The sequence below is a fragment of the Yersinia rochesterensis genome (assembly GCF_003600645.1).
GTDB lineage: Bacteria > Pseudomonadota > Gammaproteobacteria > Enterobacterales > Enterobacteriaceae > Yersinia > Yersinia rochesterensis.
This window is the reverse complement of record NZ_CP032482.1, coordinates 2,973,411-2,989,964: the sequence shown is the minus strand read 5'-3', so window position 1 is coordinate 2,989,964 and position 16,554 is coordinate 2,973,411. Positions and strand designations below refer to the sequence as shown.

The window sequence follows — 16,554 nt, the reverse complement described above, 5'->3', positions numbered from 1 at the left end:
TACCGGTGTAAGCTCATCGGGGTTTGTTCACTTGCTGCCTACCTGCGACGTCAATGACTTTGTGGATTCATACGTCCTTGAAGCCGCAGGGGTGTTAGCTACGCTCATGCACCCGAATCACTTACCGGTGTAAGCTCATCGGGGTTTGTTCACTTGCTGCCTACCTGCGACGTCAATGACTTTGGGGATTCATATGCCCTTGAAGTCGCAGGGGTGTTAGCTACGCTCATGCACCCGAATCACTTACCGGTGTAAGCTCATCGGGGTTTGTTCACTTGCTGCCTACCTGCGACGTCAATGACTTTGGGGATTCATATGCCCTTGAAGTCGCAGGAGTTAACTACGCGATTCTCCGGCTAAGATAATATCGGATCGCGAGGTTGCACCGGCCGGCCTTTCAGTAATTTTCGAATCCAAAATCGGTTAGGATTCAGTGCCGCTAGCGTGGTTGCATCTAATGGCTGTGGTTCGCCAAACATTTGTGCGGCTAGGATTTCTGCCACCAATGGCGCACTGCACAAACCGCGTGATCCCAAAGCTCCCACCATAAATAACTCCGGCCACACCGGCGCGAGAGGAATTTCCTCACCACGTTGGACTTTTCGCTGTAAATCCTGATATTGCGCCAGTGTTGCGGCGTAATCAGGCACTGCGCCCACCATCGGTAAATGATCACGAATAGCACAGCGCACACCGCAGCGCGCCTGATTATCACTGACATCCACTTGCTGCGGCCAACTGACATTTGGCAGGCAACGTAACAGGCGATCCCGGTTTTCTTGCTGTTCGTCGGCACGAAAATCAGTCGCCACATCACCGCGCTGGTAACTGGCACCAATACAGTGATGCTCATTCGCCGGGTTTACCGGCGTCAGATACCCGTCGTAGCACAGCACTTGCCGCAATTGGCTGAGTATCGGCGTGGTAGGAATGTGCGAAACTTGCCCGCGCACAGCCGACAGCGGCAGGTGCCGAGTTTGTTCCCATTCAGGTAAGCGGTGACCTGTGGCCAGCACCACAGTGGCATGTTGTCTGCTTGCCTGCGGTTGTTTGTTTGCTAGCGATTGCTTGAATGTGAGTTGCCATAACCCGTCAACCCGGTCTAGTTGATGCAGTTCATGCCCATAGTGGCAGGTCATACCCTTTTGTTGCGCTAGCGTCATGAGCGCTGTAGTGAGGTCTGATGGGCAAAGCCAACCACCGGCGGGGTAGTGGATACCGTCGTGAGCGCAATCTAACCCGGCCAACGCACTCAGTTGTTCACGGCTCATCGCTTCGGCAAGTAATACCGGCCAGTCGGTTTGCAGCATTTTATCAATCTTGCCACGACTTTTTTCGTCAAAGGCCAATTGGCTGACACCACACCATTGATGGTCAAAGTGAATACCTTGCTCAAGCAATTGGTCATATTGACGACGGGCAAAGGTAAAAGCGCGGGTGAAGAAGGTTTCCAGCGCATCACTTTTGCCATTCAGCAGTGGGTAGAGTGCACCTTGCCGGTTACCTGAGGCACCTTGGGCGGATTGCGTATCAGCACAGTAAAGTGTGACTTTGGCACCACGGCGCAGCAAGGCCAATGCGGTTAATGCGCTGACAATTCCTCCGCCGATAATCGCGATATCATCACAATGGGTAGCAGAGGGCCGATGATACCAAGGTGCGTATTGGTCAGTAAGCAGGTTGTGTGGCAACGTGCCGGTCAGCATTTCGCGTTTCTGGCCAAAACCTTTGACTTTCGCGACGTCGAATCCTGCTTGTTGCAACCCGCGGCGCACAAATCCGGCAGCAGTAAATGTGGCAAATGTGCCCCCCGGCCTTGCCATGCGAGCCATGGCACTAAACAGCGTATCATTCCACATATCAGGGTTTTTAGCCGGCGCAAACCCATCAAGGAACCATGCATCTACCTGATTATTCAAGCTGGAATCCAACTGTGGCAGCAAAGTATTCACATCACCAAACCATAGATCCAGCGTGATAGTTCCGTCTGCCAGCAAAATGCGGTGACACCCGGCAAGGGGCAATGGCCATTGGGCGCGCAGTTGCTCGGCAAAAGAGCTTAGCTCCGGCCAATGGTCATGGGCTGCGGCTAAATCGGCGATCTGAAGCGGGTATTTCTCGACGCTAATGTAGTGCAAACGCTGGAGTTTAGCCGAGGGGTGAAGCTGGCGAAATTGGGCGAAATCGCGCCATAATGTTAGGAAATTTAACCCGGTACCAAAACCTGTCTCAGCAAAAATACAGTTATTTCGCGGGTGCTGTACAAAGCGCTCGGGGAAGCCATTTCCCTTAAGAAAAACGTGGTGAGTTTCCTCCAGTCCATCTTCATTGGAAAAATAGATGTCACCAAACTGTTCCGATACAGGTGTACCCTGTTCATTCCAGCTTAATGTTGCCGTTTGGATTGGGGAGTGGCTCACGTTTAAAGACTCGTATCTCAAGGGGTAGGGCGATTCTAACTATGTGACCCGCCGCGTGCAAATCGTAAAATTATCTGGGTATATTACGCTGATCGGACTTGTTCGGCGTACAACTGTACGCTAAAGTGCGTTGCAAAATCCCGAATGTAAAATAAGTGGAAGAGGTATTGAATGAAGCGTGCAGTCATTACTGGCTTGGGTATTGTATCCAGCATTGGTAATAACCAGCAGGAAGTTCTGGCATCTTTACAGGAAGGCCGCTCTGGCATTACTTTCTCTCAGGAATTTAAAGACGCAAGTATGCGCAGCCATGTATGGGGCGATGTAAAGCTCGCACCTGAGACTATTACAGAAAATATCGACCGTAAAGTGCTGCGCTTTATGAGCGACGCCTCTGTTTATGCTTATCTGTCTATGAAACAGGCCATTGAAGATTCTGGGCTGACGGAAGAACAAGTTTCTAATTTCCGTAGTGGGCTAGTGGTCGGCTCAGGTGGCGGTTCACCTCGCAACCAGGTTGCTGGTTCTGATGGCATGCGCGCAAAAGGTCTGCGTGGCGTAGGCCCTTATATGGTGACGAAAGCTATGGCATCCGGCGTGTCCGCGTGTCTGGCAACACCTTTTAAAATCAAAGGCGTAAATTACTCTATCAGTTCCGCTTGTGCGACCTCCGCTCACTGTATTGGCCATGCGCTGGAATTGATCCAGTTGGGCAAACAGGATGTGGTGTTTGCCGGTGGCGGTGAAGAACTGTGCTGGGAGATGTCCTGCGAGTTCGACGCAATGGGTGCATTGTCTACCAAATACAATGAAACTCCGGCCAAAGCTTCCCGTACTTATGATCAAGACCGCGATGGTTTTGTTATTGCAGGTGGCGGTGGCATGGTTGTCGTTGAAGAGTTGGAGCATGCTCTGGCCCGTGGCGCACATATCTATGCTGAGATTGTTGGCTACGGTGCAACTTCAGATGGCGCAGATATGGTTGCACCATCAGGTGAAGGCGCTGTGCGTTGTATGAAGATGGCAATGGAAGGTGTTGATACACCAATTGATTACATGAACGTACACGGCACTTCTACACCGGTAGGTGATGTGAAAGAGCTGGGCGCGATCCGTGAAGTCTTTGGTGATAACACCCCGGCTATCTCCTCAACCAAAGCGATGACCGGTCACTCTCTGGGTGCGGCCGGTGTACATGAAGCAATCTTCAGCCTGTTAATGGTTGAACACGGCTTTATTGCACCAAGTATTAATATTGAAAATCTGGATGAGAAAGCCGTAGGGATGAATATCATCACTGAGCCAACTCAACGCGGATTGACCACTGTGATGTCTAACAGCTTCGGTTTCGGCGGAACTAACGCCACATTGGTTATGCGTAAATACCAGAAATAAGACTAAACGCAGATATTTCTGCTAGTTTATTCTTTATAAAAAAGCCTGCGAGAGATCGCAGGCTTTTTTATTTGCTATAAAATAAAAGTACCTCTAGAAAATAATTCTCATTATCAGATAAACCTATTTTTTGTTAACTTTATCTTTTTGTGCAAAAGAAAGTGGGCCGATCACAAGTTATTCATAAAAATATCTTATACTAAATATCCCATATGTATAACACTACATAAAGTAGGTGATTGAATAGTAACGTATTAAGACAAATCTTACTGGTTCTTAATAAGTTTATATTCTTTTAAGGTCAAATTTAGAGTTAAAAAATCCTTGCCTGCCCAAAACCGTTAATTCACAATGTTAGAACAATAATTAAACAAGCTTATTTGTGTCTTTTAATTTATCAACACAGCAGGGTAGTTTAATGAACTATAATCAAAGTGCTCATAATCTTAAGATTGCTGATTTAAACGAGCGAGTTGTTCATGAAATTCTCGAAGTGATAAGTGATGGTATCTGGGATTGGAATGCAAACAATGGGTTCGTTTACCGTAATACCGGTTGGTATGAAATGCTGGGGTATCCTGCCCATGCTTTTGAAAATATAGTGCATACTTGGGAAAAAATTATTCACCCAGAAGATTTTGAAAGAGTTATGTTTCAGTTTGATGCGTATATTAACCAGCAGGCCGAAAAATACCAGATAGAATATCGTTGCCTAACTCATGACGGTGACTATATCTGGATTGAAGATCGCGGTAAGGTGATTGAACGTAACATTGACGGTACAGTGTCAAGAATGATAGGCGCACACCGGAATATTCATGATAGAAAACAGCGCCTTGAAAAATTGGAACTAAAAAATAAAGCATTGGAAGCTTTAGTTGAAGAACGAACCGCCGAGTTACGTGAAAGTAATTTTCAGCTTCAGCAGCAATTAGATATCGAAAAGATACTTTCGGAAACGGATGTATTAACGTCCACTGCGAATCGTTATTTGCTGGAAAAAGTACTGAAGCATGAATATAACCGTGCTAAGCGTTTTTGCCAGCCGCTATCATTACTTTCGCTGGATTTAGATAATTTTAAACCAATTAATGACAAATATGGCCATTCGGTTGGAGATTTAACATTGACACATATTGTTGATGTTATTAGCAACAATATTAGGGAAGTTGACCTGTTAGGTCGTTGGGGAGGTGATGAATTTATGATTGTTTTACCTAATACCCAATTAAATGAGGCTAAATGCATCGCGGAGAAAATTAGGCATCTGATTGAGATAATGCCCGTAGATGGCGATATTCATATCACAATGAGTTTAGGCGTGGTTGAGTTGGAACAAAAAGAATCGCAGGAACAGTTATTAATTCGGGCGGATAAAATGCTCTATAACTCAAAAGCTGCGGGCAAGAATAGGATCAGTGGCTGATGTCCTTGGCCCGCGATATTAATATCTGCAGGTATTGCTAGAGCTGGAGCGCATAATGTGCCGCTGCTTTGGCGTGTATTGCCGTGGTATCAAACACGGGCACACTGGCATCTTGCGCATTAACCAACAGGGTAATCTCAGTGCAACCAAAGATAATCCCTTGCGCACCTAGTGCTTCTAAATGGCCGATGATACGGCGATATTCCTGACGCGATGTTTCATTGATAATACCCAGACAAAGTTCTTCATAAATAATACGGTTAATAATTTCGCGGTCTTCACTATCCGGCGTAATGACCTCAATATTGTGCTTTTGGGTTAAACGACCACGATAGAAATCTTGCTCCATAGTATAACGGGTGCCGAGTAAACCGATTTTACTGATCCCTTGCTGTTTGATTTGTGCGGCAGTGGCGTCGGTAATATGTAATAAAGGTAATCCACTGACGGCTTCAATTTCATCTGCCACTTTGTGCATGGTATTGGTACACACAACAATAACATCTGCCCCAGCACGTTTTAATGAAACCGCAGCATCAGACAGCACCTGGCCCGCAGTTTGCCAATCCCCCTTGGCCTGCAACTGCTCAATATCATGAAAATCAACACTGTAGAGAATAATCTTGGCGCTGTGCAATCCGCCTAATTGTTCTTTAACTTGCTGGTTGATTAGCCGGTAATAGGGAATAGTCGATTCCCAACTCATACCGCCAATAAGTCCCAAAATTTTCATCATTATTATTCCTATCTTTTGTCGGTGGCAGGCGAAAGTATGACGTCATATAAACACCAAGATAACAGCCAGATATGCTGTAAGACAATATGAGGTAATGATGATCAGATGAGAATTTTATTAACGCTATATTACTCAGGATAACCGCCGGAGCGGCTATCCTGAATATGGACTAGAACCAGGCTTCCCACATTGCCCCGATGTTGAAAGAGTCAAGGCGTGTATCTTCGGTGTCAGTGGTGGTCGCAGTATGCTTGTTATCGACTTCACCCCCGGTGACATAGAAGCGCAGCATTGGTCTGAAGTCTGCACCCATCGCTATAGAGACATTCTGAGAAAGTGTCAGCTTCCAGCCTTTGTTATCACCGCCGGTATCATAATCTACGCGCTGATAACCCGCTTCAAGCCAGGTTGAATGGATATCGTTCCAGAAATGCATTGGGCGAATAATGACACCATAGTTGCGGCGATTGTCCTCATTATGGTGACTTCTGTCGTAATCATGGAATGCTGCGAGGTAAGTTACAGAGGTTTGCTGTGTGAACTTATAGGTGCCCTCAAGGCTGGTATAAACAGTGCGAAGATCGTCAGTTTTGTTATAAACACTGTTATCTGAATTATCGGAATAGCGGGTAACCCACTTGTTCTCAATATTGTCGCCCTTATGACTGAGTACCACCGCAGTTTGCCAGGCTTTCAGCTTCTCTTCACTCTCAATAGCTTTAGAATCAAAACCATAGTTGGTAAATAGCTCAAAGTCGATCGGCCCCAACTGCACGCCATGTATTTTGGATGTCAGAGCATAATGGCCGTTATCACCGGTTCCCGACCCTCCGGTACAGGTGATGCGTGATGGATTTGATGGGTTTGCGACAACTTCTGGATTACAGGATTGCACCGAGCCGACAGCGGCGGCATCAAGTTGAACACCACCGAGATCCAAGTTTTTTATCCCAGTGCCTTGTCCATCATGGGTCATCCAGAAATAGTCGTTAATACCTTGTTGTGGGCGCTGATGGAAATCGCGACCGGCCCATAAATAGGCATTGGGTTGAGATTCAAATAAGTTAGTCACCCCGGCATAAGCTTTTTTCAGGTTAACTTCGTCACCCCAGTGGTCGAGCATGACCACCACATCCCAAATAGCGCCATTATCGCCTTTGAAGGCTTTAGAAAGCTGGAACTCCCCGCCGTTGCCCTCATTTCCCAAGCGGCCAATAGCTGAGGAACCATTATAAGAACCATCAACACCCACGTATTTTTGGTCACCCGCCTGGAAGTGTGCGCCATAACGCGCATATGCATTAAATTTTAGACCATAGGGGATGGCCATATCTGGAGTTGGTGGGGTAGATGATTTCTCAACCACATCTACACTGGGTTTTTGAATAGTAGCGGCTTCTATTTTTTCCTTACGTTCCGCTAGTGCTTTTTCTACCGCATCGGCAACTATTTTATTAAGTTGTTCGGTTGTAATGGTTGTCACTGTTTCTTGTGCCAGTACAGAAATAGGGCAAAGCGCGGCGATAACCGCTATTGCTAAAGGAAGTTGTTTATATATTTTCATCACTGTCTCATTTAATAATTTATTATATTAGACGATACTATCCCGCCTGAATTTGACAGGATAATAGTGCTATCACCAAGGTAAGGTTGTTTTTAATAATGTCATTATAATAAGGGTTATTTAAATTTTAGGCGTAATAATCTCTCCGTTTAAGATGGATAATATAATAATGTTTATATTTAAAAAATTAACGCTGATAAAGATGAATGATTTCTTCTGATAACTCTCGGGCCAGCAATGAGGTCATTAAATGGTCCTGAGCATGAACCATAATAAGCGTCATTGGTTGTCTGGCCTCTCCCGCATCCTGTTCAATCAGCTTGGTTTGCATATGGTGTGCCTGGCGGGCAAAGCCATCAGCTTCTTGTAGCAAACTTTTGGCTTTATCAATGTCGCCTTTTCGCGCGGCTTGTAGTGCTTCAAAGCACAAGCTACGTGATTGCCCGGCATTAACAATAATTTCCATTACTGCTTCTTCTAATTCGACCATTATTTATTCCTACTTTAATCAAAACCATTATTAACCGCGGTAGTGGCAAACCATTCCCCGCTTTTTTTGACAGTACGTTTTTGGCTAGATAAATCTAATTGAATAAAGCCATAACGATTTTTATAACCATTGCACCAAGACCAGTTATCAATAAATGTCCACATGTGGTAACCAAGACAATTACAGCCTTCACTTATTCCTTTATGCAGCCATTTAAGGTGGTCGGATACAAAATCTATTCGATATTGATCGTTTATTTTTCCATCTTGTAAAAAACGCTCTTCATTTTCAACACCCATGCCATTTTCGGAAATAAAGCAGCGAGGGTTACCGTAATTAAGTCGTAAATTGGTCAAGATATCGTAAATTCCAGGCTCATAAATTTCCCATCCCCGATAAGGATTCATTTTACGGCCAGGCATTTCATAGGCATCAAACAGCCATTCCGGCATAAAAGGAGCTTGTGGATTTACTGCACTGTCACGGCATTTTACACGCCGTGGCTGATAGTAATTAATGCCCAGTAGATCGATTCTGCCTTCAGCAATGAGGGCTTTATCTCCTTGCAGCCGTACCGGCATCTGGTCGTAATCACACAGTAAATCAATCAGTTCCTGTGGATATTCACCGCGTAATGCCGGGTCAAGAAAACTGCGGTTAAACAATAGGTCTGCATATTCGGCCGCTTTCAGGTCAGCAGGGTTTTGCGATCGTGGGTATGAAGGTGTTAGGTTCAGCACGATACCGATTTCCCCCTCATACTGACCAGTGCGATAAACTTTAACCGCCGTCGCATGTGCCAACACCGTGTGATATGCCACCGTCGCTGCTCGTCTAAAATCCACCACATTGGGATAGTGGAAGTCATACAGATAGCCACCTTCAACAGGAACAATCGGCTCATTGAAAGTAAACCAATGCTTAACCCGGTCGCCGAACAGCTCAAAACACACTTCAGCATAGTGCTTCCAGGCATCAATCACTTCACGGTTTTCCCAGCCGCCTATCTCTTGCATCGCCATCGGCATGTCAAAGTGGAACAGAGTAATAAAGGGCGTAATATCTTGGGCCAGAAGTTCGTCTATCACATTGTTATAAAAGGCGACAGCTTCGGGATTGACTTCACCAACGCCATTTGGAATCAGGCGCGCCCAACTTAATGATGTCCGAAAGCTGTTGTGATTCAATTGCTTAAGCAACGCAATGTCTTGCCGCCAGTTGCGATAGAATGTTGAGGTATCATTCGGGCCAATCTGCTGGTGAAAGCGCGACGGTTGGCTAGCGTACCAGGCATCCCAAGTTGTTGGGCTTTTGCCAGCGTGAAGACTTTCTCCTTCAGTTTGCAGTGCTGAGCTGGCACTGCCCCACCAGAAGTTATCCGGAAATTGGTATTTCATTAATCTGGTCTCTTTATGCATGGTTATCAGTTGCTACGGACGGTATCTGACAGTGATGGGGCGTTGTTCAGAGATTTCTCCACTTCGGTTTTCAGCAATGAACGTTCATAAGCACGCAGGAATGGCAGATAGATCAGGGCGGAAACCATCATACATATCAAGCACATCACTACAGGACTAAAGGCCCAGTTCGCCGCCCAGGATGCACCAATCGGCGCCGGAGTTGTCCACGGAGTCAGAGAGACCACTTGAGCCAACCATCCCAGTTTGGTTGCGGAATAAGCCAGAATGGCATTGATCATTGGTACGCAGATAAAAGGTATGAACATTATCGGGTTCATAATAATTGGAGCACCGAACAAGATAGGTTCATTAATATTGAAGAAGCTTGGTACCACACCTAACTTACCAATGGTGCGTAAATGAGTGACTTTGCTACGCAACAGTAAGAAAGCCAGTGGTAATGTGGAGCCGACGCCACCAATCAGTAAATAGTGATCCCAAAAACCTTGCAGATAGATGTGCGGTAAGGTTGCGCCGACGGCCAGTGCGGCCTGGTTTGCCGCCAGATTGGTCATCCAGAATGGACTCATGATGCCCGTGACAATCAGTGAGCCGTGAATGCCGGAGAACCAGAAAATTTGGCACAACAAGACTGACAGTAACATCGCCGGTAAAGAGTCTGATGCAGAAACCAATGGAGCCAGTAAATGCATGATAGCTTCTGGAATGATCATACCGGTCTGCGATTCAATGAATAAATTGAGTGGGTGCAGTGTGGCAATAATAACCAATACCGGGATCAATATTTCAAAAGAGCGCGCGACACCTGTTGGCACCTCTTTCGGTAAGCGAATAGTAATATTGTGTTGCTTCAATGCGGCATAAACACGGGTGGAATAAATAGCCGTAATCAATGCCGTGAAGATCCCTTGACCAGAAAGATACTGAGTCGAGATTTTGCCGTCGGCAAAGGGGGCTGCAACAAGCAAAAATGCCATAAATGCCAGCAAGCCAGTCATTACCGGGTCGAGATTAAACTGTCGCCCCAGACTTGCACCTACCCCCACAGAAATGAAAAATGTCATGACCCCCATGCTCAGATTGAATGGCAGCATGAGCTGTTCACGATAGGTCTGAGAAAAATCCAGCCACGACCGGGCGAATCCTATGGTGGTATCAGCCGAAAATGGAGGGAAAATAAACACCAGCATAAATGAGCCGATGATCATGAAAGGCAGTGCTGCGGTAAAGCCATCACGGATAGCAATAACATATTTTTGCTGTCCGAGACGTCCGGCTAACGGAGTAATAGATTGTTCAATAACAGCAACCATCGATTGATAGAGAGAACTCATTTGAACACCTTCTTAGTGGGTCGCGTTAATGAGCGACAGTGCATAGTCCAGGACTTTATCGCCACGCTGCATTCCGTAATCCATCATATCGATGGACTGGACGGGAATACCGTGAACAGCAGCCTTTTCTGAGAGCATACCTAACATGTATTTCACTTGCGGCCCGAGCAGAACGACCTGATAGCGTGGAAACTGAGTATCAAATTCAGATACGCCAAAAGCATCAATATCGACAGCTATTCCTCTCTCCTCGGCAACTGTCCGCATCTTCCTCACCAGCATGCTGGTGGACATACCGGCGGAACAACACAACATAATCTTGAACATCTACAACCATCCTCAAAATATAAAAAACAGTGTGGAAAACGTTTCTGACACAATGCGGAAACCGTTTTCCAATTGGGTAATGCGGTTGTTTCGGCAATGATTGGATATCATACGGAAACCGTTTTCCATCCAAAGAGAATAGAACTGTGATAGCCATCAAAGTCCAGTATATAAAGGAATTATTTATTTGATGAACATCACAGGTTTTAGGTTTTGATAACTATTTTGGATAGTGATGGAAATTCGGTTTCCATGGCAAATGGAAACGATTATACTCAGGAAACTGCAATTGTTGGGCCGGAGCTGTATTTAGGAATGACAGGCAAGGACTAAAGCCTGCCGAGGAGAGAATCATGTCTACAATCAACGATGTATCACGTTTAGCTGGGGTTTCTAAAGCCACAGTGTCACGAGTGTTGAGTGGTTCACGTGGCGTTAAGGAAGCTAGCCGCCTGGCCGTATTAAAAGCGGTCGATGAACTCAATTATCGACCAAATGTTATCGCGCAATCATTATTAAGTCAGTCAACAGGCTGTATTGGTGTTATCTGCGCGCAGGAAAACATAAACCAAACAACTGGTTATCTGTATGCGCTTGAAAAACATCTGAGCCAACATCAAAAGCATTTGCTGCTGCGTTTTGCCAATAACAAAGCTGAAGTTATGCAGGCACTGGATGAGTTGACCTGCGGTTTGTGTGATGACGTGTTGATCATTGGTGCCCGTTTCCCACTTAATCTCGCGGATGAAAGTATTATTCTGGTCGATTGTATGGATGTCGATGCTACTAATAGTATCCATTTCGATCATGCTTTTGCCGCAGAAACCGCCTGTAATTATTTAATAAAACAGGGCAGAAGAAAAATTGCCTTAATAAATCCTGATACCTGCGGGTATGTAGATGAGGTGTTATTAGGTTATAAACGAGCACTGGAAAATAACTTTTTGCCTTTCAATCGTGACCTGATTTTTATGGATTCGTCCTCTTCATCGGTTGCGTTGCAAGTGCTGCTTAATAGCAGTGCGACACTCAATTTTAATGCTTTGTTGGTTGCTGATGAGCGAGAAGCACAAAGTGTTATTCCACAGCTTCAGGCGTTTAATAAATCCGTTCCTGATGACATCATGGTATTTAGCTTGGCCGGGTCGTTACATTATCCGGGGGTTCCAACCATTCCTGCAATTGAATATTCTATGGACGCAATGGCGGCGAAAATAGTGGCATGGCTTAATGAGAAAACCAAAAGTGTGCTGGGTTCCTATGCATTACGTGGGGATTTAATTATTCCAGATATGCCCGCCAGGAAATGATTTCTGTTTAAAACAGCGCTGTGTCAATCTCAGCGCTAAGCAGGGATAAAAAATGAGTGGAACTGTGATGAGGCTCCGCTTTTACCCCTCCTCTGTGTCTATCATGTCTGTTGTAACAAATCTGTAGCAATTGAAAGTCTACAGATTCTTATATCCCCTTTTCGCTTGGTTTTGCAATTCCCCCCGCAATGCCAAGCGAAAAGGGGATATACATCAACTGGATGACGGAGCTTGAGATGATAAAAGTAAAGACTGCGTATACCTTGACCTTATTGGCAATACTCCTACCTGCTTCAACCCCTATTATGGCTCAAGATAAAAGCGATAATTATAAGCTTGAACAGATTTTGGTCATGAGCCGTCATGGTATACGCGCACCTCTAGTGAATTATGGTGATATGCTTTCCAGTGCAACACCGGATAAATGGCCGCAATGGACAACACCCGGCGGCTACCTGACGCCAAAAGGCGCAGAACTTGAGGCGATGATGGGCGGGTATTTCCGCGAGTGGCTGGCAGATACCAAGTTATTAAAATCAAGCGGATGCCCAGCACCCACCACGGTATTTACCTACGCCAACAGTTTGCCAAGAACGATTGGCACTGCGCAACATTTCTTATTTGGTGCTTTCCCCGGTTGTAATGTTCCTGTTACTCACCAAAAAGAAATCGGTAAAATGGACCCGGTATTTAATCCAATTATTACTTTGGACATTACCCCAGAGTTTAAACAAAAAGCGCTGGCTTCTATTAATCAACATGCCGGGCCAGGCGGAGTTGAGGGCTTAAATAAGCGCTTACAACCTAACTATGATTTGTTGTCCCAAGTTTTGGATTATAAAAACTCACCTGCGTGCTTAGTAGATAAAAAATGTGATTGGAGCACACAGCCGACAGATATTGTATTAGTGCAAAATAAAGAACCGGGCATTACCGGCCCACTGCGATTGGGTACCGGGGCATCGGATGCTTTCATGCTGCAATATTATGAGGGTTTCCCGGCCAAAGATGTCGCTTGGGGGCGCATTCAGTCTTCTGAAGAGTGGCGCAAATTAATCGATATTAAAAACCTCTACCATGAAACTTTATTCGGCTCACCCGCTATAGCAGATAATGCTGCCGAGAAGTTGGTTGGTTTTATCAGTTCAGCCCTTGATCCCATTGGTGAGAAAACGCCGAATGAATTAGCGGCACAAAAAGCCAAACTGGCGGTATTGGTTGGGCATGACTCCAATATTGCGTCATTATTGGCCGCGCTCAAGACCAAAGAATATCAACTGCCAGATCAGTATGAGAAAACCCCCATCAGCGGCAAGGTGGTATTTGAACGCTGGAATGACATTAAACAAAACAAAGAATTGATGAAGATTGAGTATATATATTTGTCGACCGAACAAATCCGTAATAAAACACCGTTGTCACTTCAAGCTCCGCCCAAACGAGTCACATTGGAAATTGAAGGTTGCCCGATTGATGCTAAAGGATTCTGTTCAATGGATGACTTTAGAAAAGCGATAAAACAAAATACCCAAATCTAGCTTGAGTCCACCGCTGATAAGTTTGGTCAGCAGTAGGAAATAGGGGCTGGCATTAAATGGCAGGCTGCGCTAACGTGGCCTTCTTTGTCAGCCCCTGCTATTTGTAGATTTTCTGATGACACTATTCACGACCGCTCATTATGCAGTAAAAACTGTTTTTAGGCCTTTTTTGAAAGACCGCCTGCTGCATATTCTATTGATTTTAGGTATCGGCCTGACTGCATTGATGCCAACAAAAATTTCGGCTTTTCCACAGTTTATCGACTGGACAACTATTGTCACTTTATTGGGATTAATGCTGCTGACGAAAGGGGTCGAAGTCAGTGGTTACTTCGATTTTATCGGTCGGAAGATTATTAATACATTACAGACGGAGCGGCATCTGGCGCTGTTTTTAGTCTTATCAGCGGCTGTGTTGTCCTCATTTCTGACAAATGATGTGGCACTGTTTATCATTGTCCCACTGATTTTAACGCTAAAAAAGATATCTTCTTTACCGGTTTCCCGCCTGATTATTTTTTCTGCATTGGCTGTGAATGCGGGTTCGTTGTTAACTCCGATTGGAAACCCACAAAATATTCTGTTATGGAGCCGTTCCGAGCTGTCGTTTATTGGCTTTACACTTCAGATGGCCCCGCTGGCAGCAATTATTTTGTCAACGTTGCTGGCAGTAACTTGGTGGCGTTTCCCTGCGCGAAAAATTAACAAACAAGCTTCCAGCCCGGTTTACCCTTACCAATCTCGTCTGTTATTGAGTTGTTTGGCGCTATATGTGATTTTTATTATCTGTGTGGATTTTGGTTGGGCAGGTTACGGGCTATTGGTTGTTTTTGCAGGGTTATTATTATTGGCACGGCGCGTTTTACTGGCCATCGACTGGAGCTTGATCCTGGTCTTTATGGCGATGTTTATTGATGTGCGCCTGCTGACTGAATTACCCGGCTTACAATCACTCTTCGGTGAAATCAAAACATTATCTGCGGATGCAGCTTATATATTAGGCATCGGTTTATCCCAAGTTATCAGTAATGTTCCCGCGACCATTTTATTACTTAATTACCTGCCCTCCAGTGCGCTGGTGGCCTACGCGGTTAATACTGGTGGCTTTGGCTTCGCTTTAGGTTCTATGGCCAACTTGATTGCACTTAGAATGGCGGGTGAACCGGCTATTTGGCTAAAGTTCCATGCTTATTCGCTGCCATTCTTATTCTGGAGTGGGTTGGTCGGCTGGCTATTATTAGTGCTCTGAGAGGATGGTGGTCACTTTATTGGCTCAGGGATAAACAACCTAAGCCAATAAGTCGTGACTCAACGTGCTTAAAGAAAAATAGCCAATAAAATGGCCATGACAATAATGAGCGCGACAAAAGCCAGTGATGGCTTTTGCAACAAAGGTTGTAATGACTGCGGCAGTGCGGCAATCAGCGGGTTAATCAACGGTTGAAGGGTTTTTTGATCTTCAGCCAAGCGCTGCGCTGCATTCGCGCGGTCTAATCGGGCGGCAAACAGGACATTAATAATGTCGTTTAACTGCGCCTGTGTCAGCGGTGTGGTTGGGCTGGCCTGGAAGCGATTCAGACTATAATCAATCAATAGTTGCTGTTCCTGCGCATCGGCGGGCTGTTTGAGTGCAGTTTGCAGATTAATTAATGTCGGGGCCGTTTGCTGGCTGAGGGCCACTTTGGCCTGTAAAAACTGGCTGAGTATCTGAAAATGACGAACAGGCAGCGGGTCATGACTTTTCACTCCCACCATATCAAACAGTGCTTGCCAAATTTTAGCGGGTTGCTCGCCCGTTGCCGCACTGAGTTTCGCCACCAACGATTGAATATGTTGATGTTCCGCAGGTAACAATGGTCTGCCAGTTATGGTTGTTAACTGGGGTTGTGGAATATTCAGCGTGCCGGATTGCAGCAATACCAATACCTGTTGCAGCTCTGCATGACTTAACTGACTCAATACCGTGTGACCAAATTGCTGACGGATAAAGTCACTCACAGCCTGGCGGTTATTACCTTGGGGGAGTAACTCGGTAAGTTGCTGGCGTAGTTGGTGATTGGCATGGTTTTCCTGAGCTTGCGACAAGCGGGTTTGCAGCAATTGCTCTGCCGGTTGGAAGTGGCGAGCCAGTAAATCGCTGGTGCTGCTAAGAGATAAATCGTGGCGCAAGCCCGCCCAAATCTCAGCAGATTTTATTGGGCTGAGCGCGATGATCCGCACAATCAGTTTTTCCAGCGTGGTGCGCTGTGCCGGGGTGAGTGCCCTATCTTCCACTTGGCTCGGAGAGGGTAATTTAGTCGGCGCGACATTGCTGCCACTCGCAATAGGAACACTTGGGCCGTTCAAAGGTTGCATATAACCCGTCCTTCGCAGTGGGGCGACAGTGTGGAAGATTTATCAGTGACCCGCGGGTTGATGCAGGTTACAGATATAATACCTGTAAATGTGGGCGACCCATACCTCCAGATTATGTTTTTGGCTAAATGCTTTTGTAATTAAATGTCACTTTGACTGATTGTTTAGGTTCAAAGATTGATAATCTTAATTATGTGGCTAAGATGGGCGCTCAACCTTAAATGGAATTGATTTAACT

13 protein-coding genes are annotated in these 16,554 nt (G+C 45.6%); 5 read left to right on the top strand and 8 right to left on the bottom strand.

Features of this window, described 5'->3' with window-relative positions; all coding sequences use genetic code 11:
• Window positions 1–356: 356 nt before the first annotated feature.
• On the bottom strand, window positions 357–2,420 hold the full coding sequence (gene mnmC / locus DXZ79_RS13865) for a bifunctional tRNA (5-methylaminomethyl-2-thiouridine)(34)-methyltransferase MnmC2/FAD-dependent 5-carboxymethylaminomethyl-2-thiouridine(34) oxidoreductase MnmC1 (RefSeq protein WP_038631712.1): 2,064 nt from the start codon (window positions 2,418–2,420) through the stop codon (window positions 357–359).
• Window positions 2,421–2,591: 171 nt separating this feature from the next.
• On the opposite strand from mnmC, the gene fabB reads away from it, so the two are divergent.
• Together fabB and DXZ79_RS13855 are read left to right on the top strand one after the other, a co-directional pair.
• A complete protein-coding gene (fabB, locus tag DXZ79_RS13860) occupies window positions 2,592–3,815 on the top strand; it encodes a beta-ketoacyl-ACP synthase I (protein ID WP_038631715.1) in 1,224 nt (407 codons plus the stop codon).
• A 418-nt stretch (window positions 3,816–4,233) separates the two neighbouring features.
• Window positions 4,234–5,241, top strand: a complete 1,008-nt coding sequence (locus DXZ79_RS13855; protein ID WP_120011341.1) for a sensor domain-containing diguanylate cyclase — start codon at window positions 4,234–4,236, stop codon at window positions 5,239–5,241.
• A 37-nt stretch (window positions 5,242–5,278) separates the two neighbouring features.
• Here DXZ79_RS13855 and DXZ79_RS13850 read toward each other — a convergent pair whose 3' ends face one another.
• The 6 genes from DXZ79_RS13850 to DXZ79_RS13825 all read right to left on the bottom strand — a co-directional run bounded on the left by DXZ79_RS13850 (window position 5,279) and on the right by DXZ79_RS13825 (window position 11,113).
• The gene (locus tag DXZ79_RS13850) at window positions 5,279–5,974 is read right to left on the bottom strand and encodes an aspartate/glutamate racemase family protein (RefSeq protein WP_162928781.1); all 696 of its coding nucleotides are present in this window, start codon (window positions 5,972–5,974) and stop codon (window positions 5,279–5,281) included.
• 172 nt (window positions 5,975–6,146) lie between these two features.
• Entirely contained in the window at window positions 6,147–7,541 is a 1,395-nt protein-coding gene (locus DXZ79_RS13845; protein WP_038631722.1) for a carbohydrate porin, read from the bottom strand.
• A gap of 187 nt (window positions 7,542–7,728) precedes the next feature.
• On the bottom strand, window positions 7,729–8,031 hold the full coding sequence (locus DXZ79_RS13840; protein WP_004391580.1) for a PTS lactose/cellobiose transporter subunit IIA: 303 nt from the start codon (window positions 8,029–8,031) through the stop codon (window positions 7,729–7,731).
• 14 nt (window positions 8,032–8,045) lie between these two features.
• The gene (locus tag DXZ79_RS13835; RefSeq protein WP_038631725.1) at window positions 8,046–9,428 is read right to left on the bottom strand and encodes a glycoside hydrolase family 1 protein; all 1,383 of its coding nucleotides are present in this window, start codon (window positions 9,426–9,428) and stop codon (window positions 8,046–8,048) included.
• A 26-nt stretch (window positions 9,429–9,454) separates the two neighbouring features.
• Window positions 9,455–10,786: a PTS sugar transporter subunit IIC gene (locus tag DXZ79_RS13830; protein ID WP_038631727.1), complete on the bottom strand. Its 1,332-nt coding sequence runs from the start codon at window positions 10,784–10,786 to the stop codon at window positions 9,455–9,457.
• Between the two features lie 12 nt (window positions 10,787–10,798).
• A complete protein-coding gene (locus DXZ79_RS13825; protein WP_038631729.1) occupies window positions 10,799–11,113 on the bottom strand; it encodes a PTS sugar transporter subunit IIB in 315 nt (104 codons plus the stop codon).
• A 353-nt stretch (window positions 11,114–11,466) separates the two neighbouring features.
• Between DXZ79_RS13825 and DXZ79_RS13820 the strand changes: the two genes are divergently transcribed.
• The 3 genes from DXZ79_RS13820 (at window position 11,467) to DXZ79_RS13810 (ending at window position 15,210) form a co-directional block, all read left to right on the top strand.
• Window positions 11,467–12,423 carry a LacI family DNA-binding transcriptional regulator gene (locus DXZ79_RS13820; protein WP_038631732.1) on the top strand — a complete coding sequence of 319 codons (957 nt, stop codon included), beginning with the start codon at window positions 11,467–11,469 and terminating at the stop codon, window positions 12,421–12,423.
• A gap of 236 nt (window positions 12,424–12,659) precedes the next feature.
• Entirely contained in the window at window positions 12,660–13,961 is a 1,302-nt protein-coding gene (gene agp, locus DXZ79_RS13815; protein WP_120011339.1) for a bifunctional glucose-1-phosphatase/inositol phosphatase, read from the top strand.
• Window positions 13,962–14,076: 115 nt separating this feature from the next.
• Window positions 14,077–15,210 (top strand): SLC13 family permease, encoded by a 1,134-nt coding sequence (locus DXZ79_RS13810; RefSeq protein WP_050291336.1) that lies wholly within the window; start codon window positions 14,077–14,079, stop codon window positions 15,208–15,210.
• A 68-nt stretch (window positions 15,211–15,278) separates the two neighbouring features.
• Here DXZ79_RS13810 and flk read toward each other — a convergent pair whose 3' ends face one another.
• Window positions 15,279–16,316, bottom strand: a complete 1,038-nt coding sequence (flk, locus tag DXZ79_RS13805) for a flagella biosynthesis regulator Flk (protein ID WP_038631740.1) — start codon at window positions 16,314–16,316, stop codon at window positions 15,279–15,281.
• Window positions 16,317–16,554: the final 238 nt, after the last annotated feature.

Excerpts from the sequence above, each read along its gene's own strand:
- DXZ79_RS13835 (WP_038631725.1), bottom strand. The coding sequence starts at position 9,428 with ATGAAATACCAATTTCCGGATAACTTCTGGTGGGGCAGTGCCAGCTCA.
- DXZ79_RS13820 (WP_038631732.1), top strand. The coding sequence starts at position 11,467 with ATGTCTACAATCAACGATGTATCACGTTTAGCTGGGGTTTCTAAAGCC.
- DXZ79_RS13850 (WP_162928781.1), bottom strand. The coding sequence starts at position 5,974 with ATGAAAATTTTGGGACTTATTGGCGGTATGAGTTGGGAATCGACTATT.
- DXZ79_RS13845 (WP_038631722.1), bottom strand. The coding sequence starts at position 7,541 with ATGAAAATATATAAACAACTTCCTTTAGCAATAGCGGTTATCGCCGCG.
- flk (WP_038631740.1), bottom strand. The coding sequence starts at position 16,316 with ATGCAACCTTTGAACGGCCCAAGTGTTCCTATTGCGAGTGGCAGCAAT.
- DXZ79_RS13840 (WP_004391580.1), bottom strand. The coding sequence starts at position 8,031 with ATGGTCGAATTAGAAGAAGCAGTAATGGAAATTATTGTTAATGCCGGG.
- agp (WP_120011339.1), top strand. The coding sequence starts at position 12,660 with ATGATAAAAGTAAAGACTGCGTATACCTTGACCTTATTGGCAATACTC.
- DXZ79_RS13830 (WP_038631727.1), bottom strand. The coding sequence starts at position 10,786 with ATGAGTTCTCTCTATCAATCGATGGTTGCTGTTATTGAACAATCTATT.
- DXZ79_RS13810 (WP_050291336.1), top strand. The coding sequence starts at position 14,077 with ATGACACTATTCACGACCGCTCATTATGCAGTAAAAACTGTTTTTAGG.
- DXZ79_RS13855 (WP_120011341.1), top strand. The coding sequence starts at position 4,234 with ATGAACTATAATCAAAGTGCTCATAATCTTAAGATTGCTGATTTAAAC.
- fabB (WP_038631715.1), top strand. The coding sequence starts at position 2,592 with ATGAAGCGTGCAGTCATTACTGGCTTGGGTATTGTATCCAGCATTGGT.
- DXZ79_RS13825 (WP_038631729.1), bottom strand. The coding sequence starts at position 11,113 with ATGTTCAAGATTATGTTGTGTTGTTCCGCCGGTATGTCCACCAGCATG.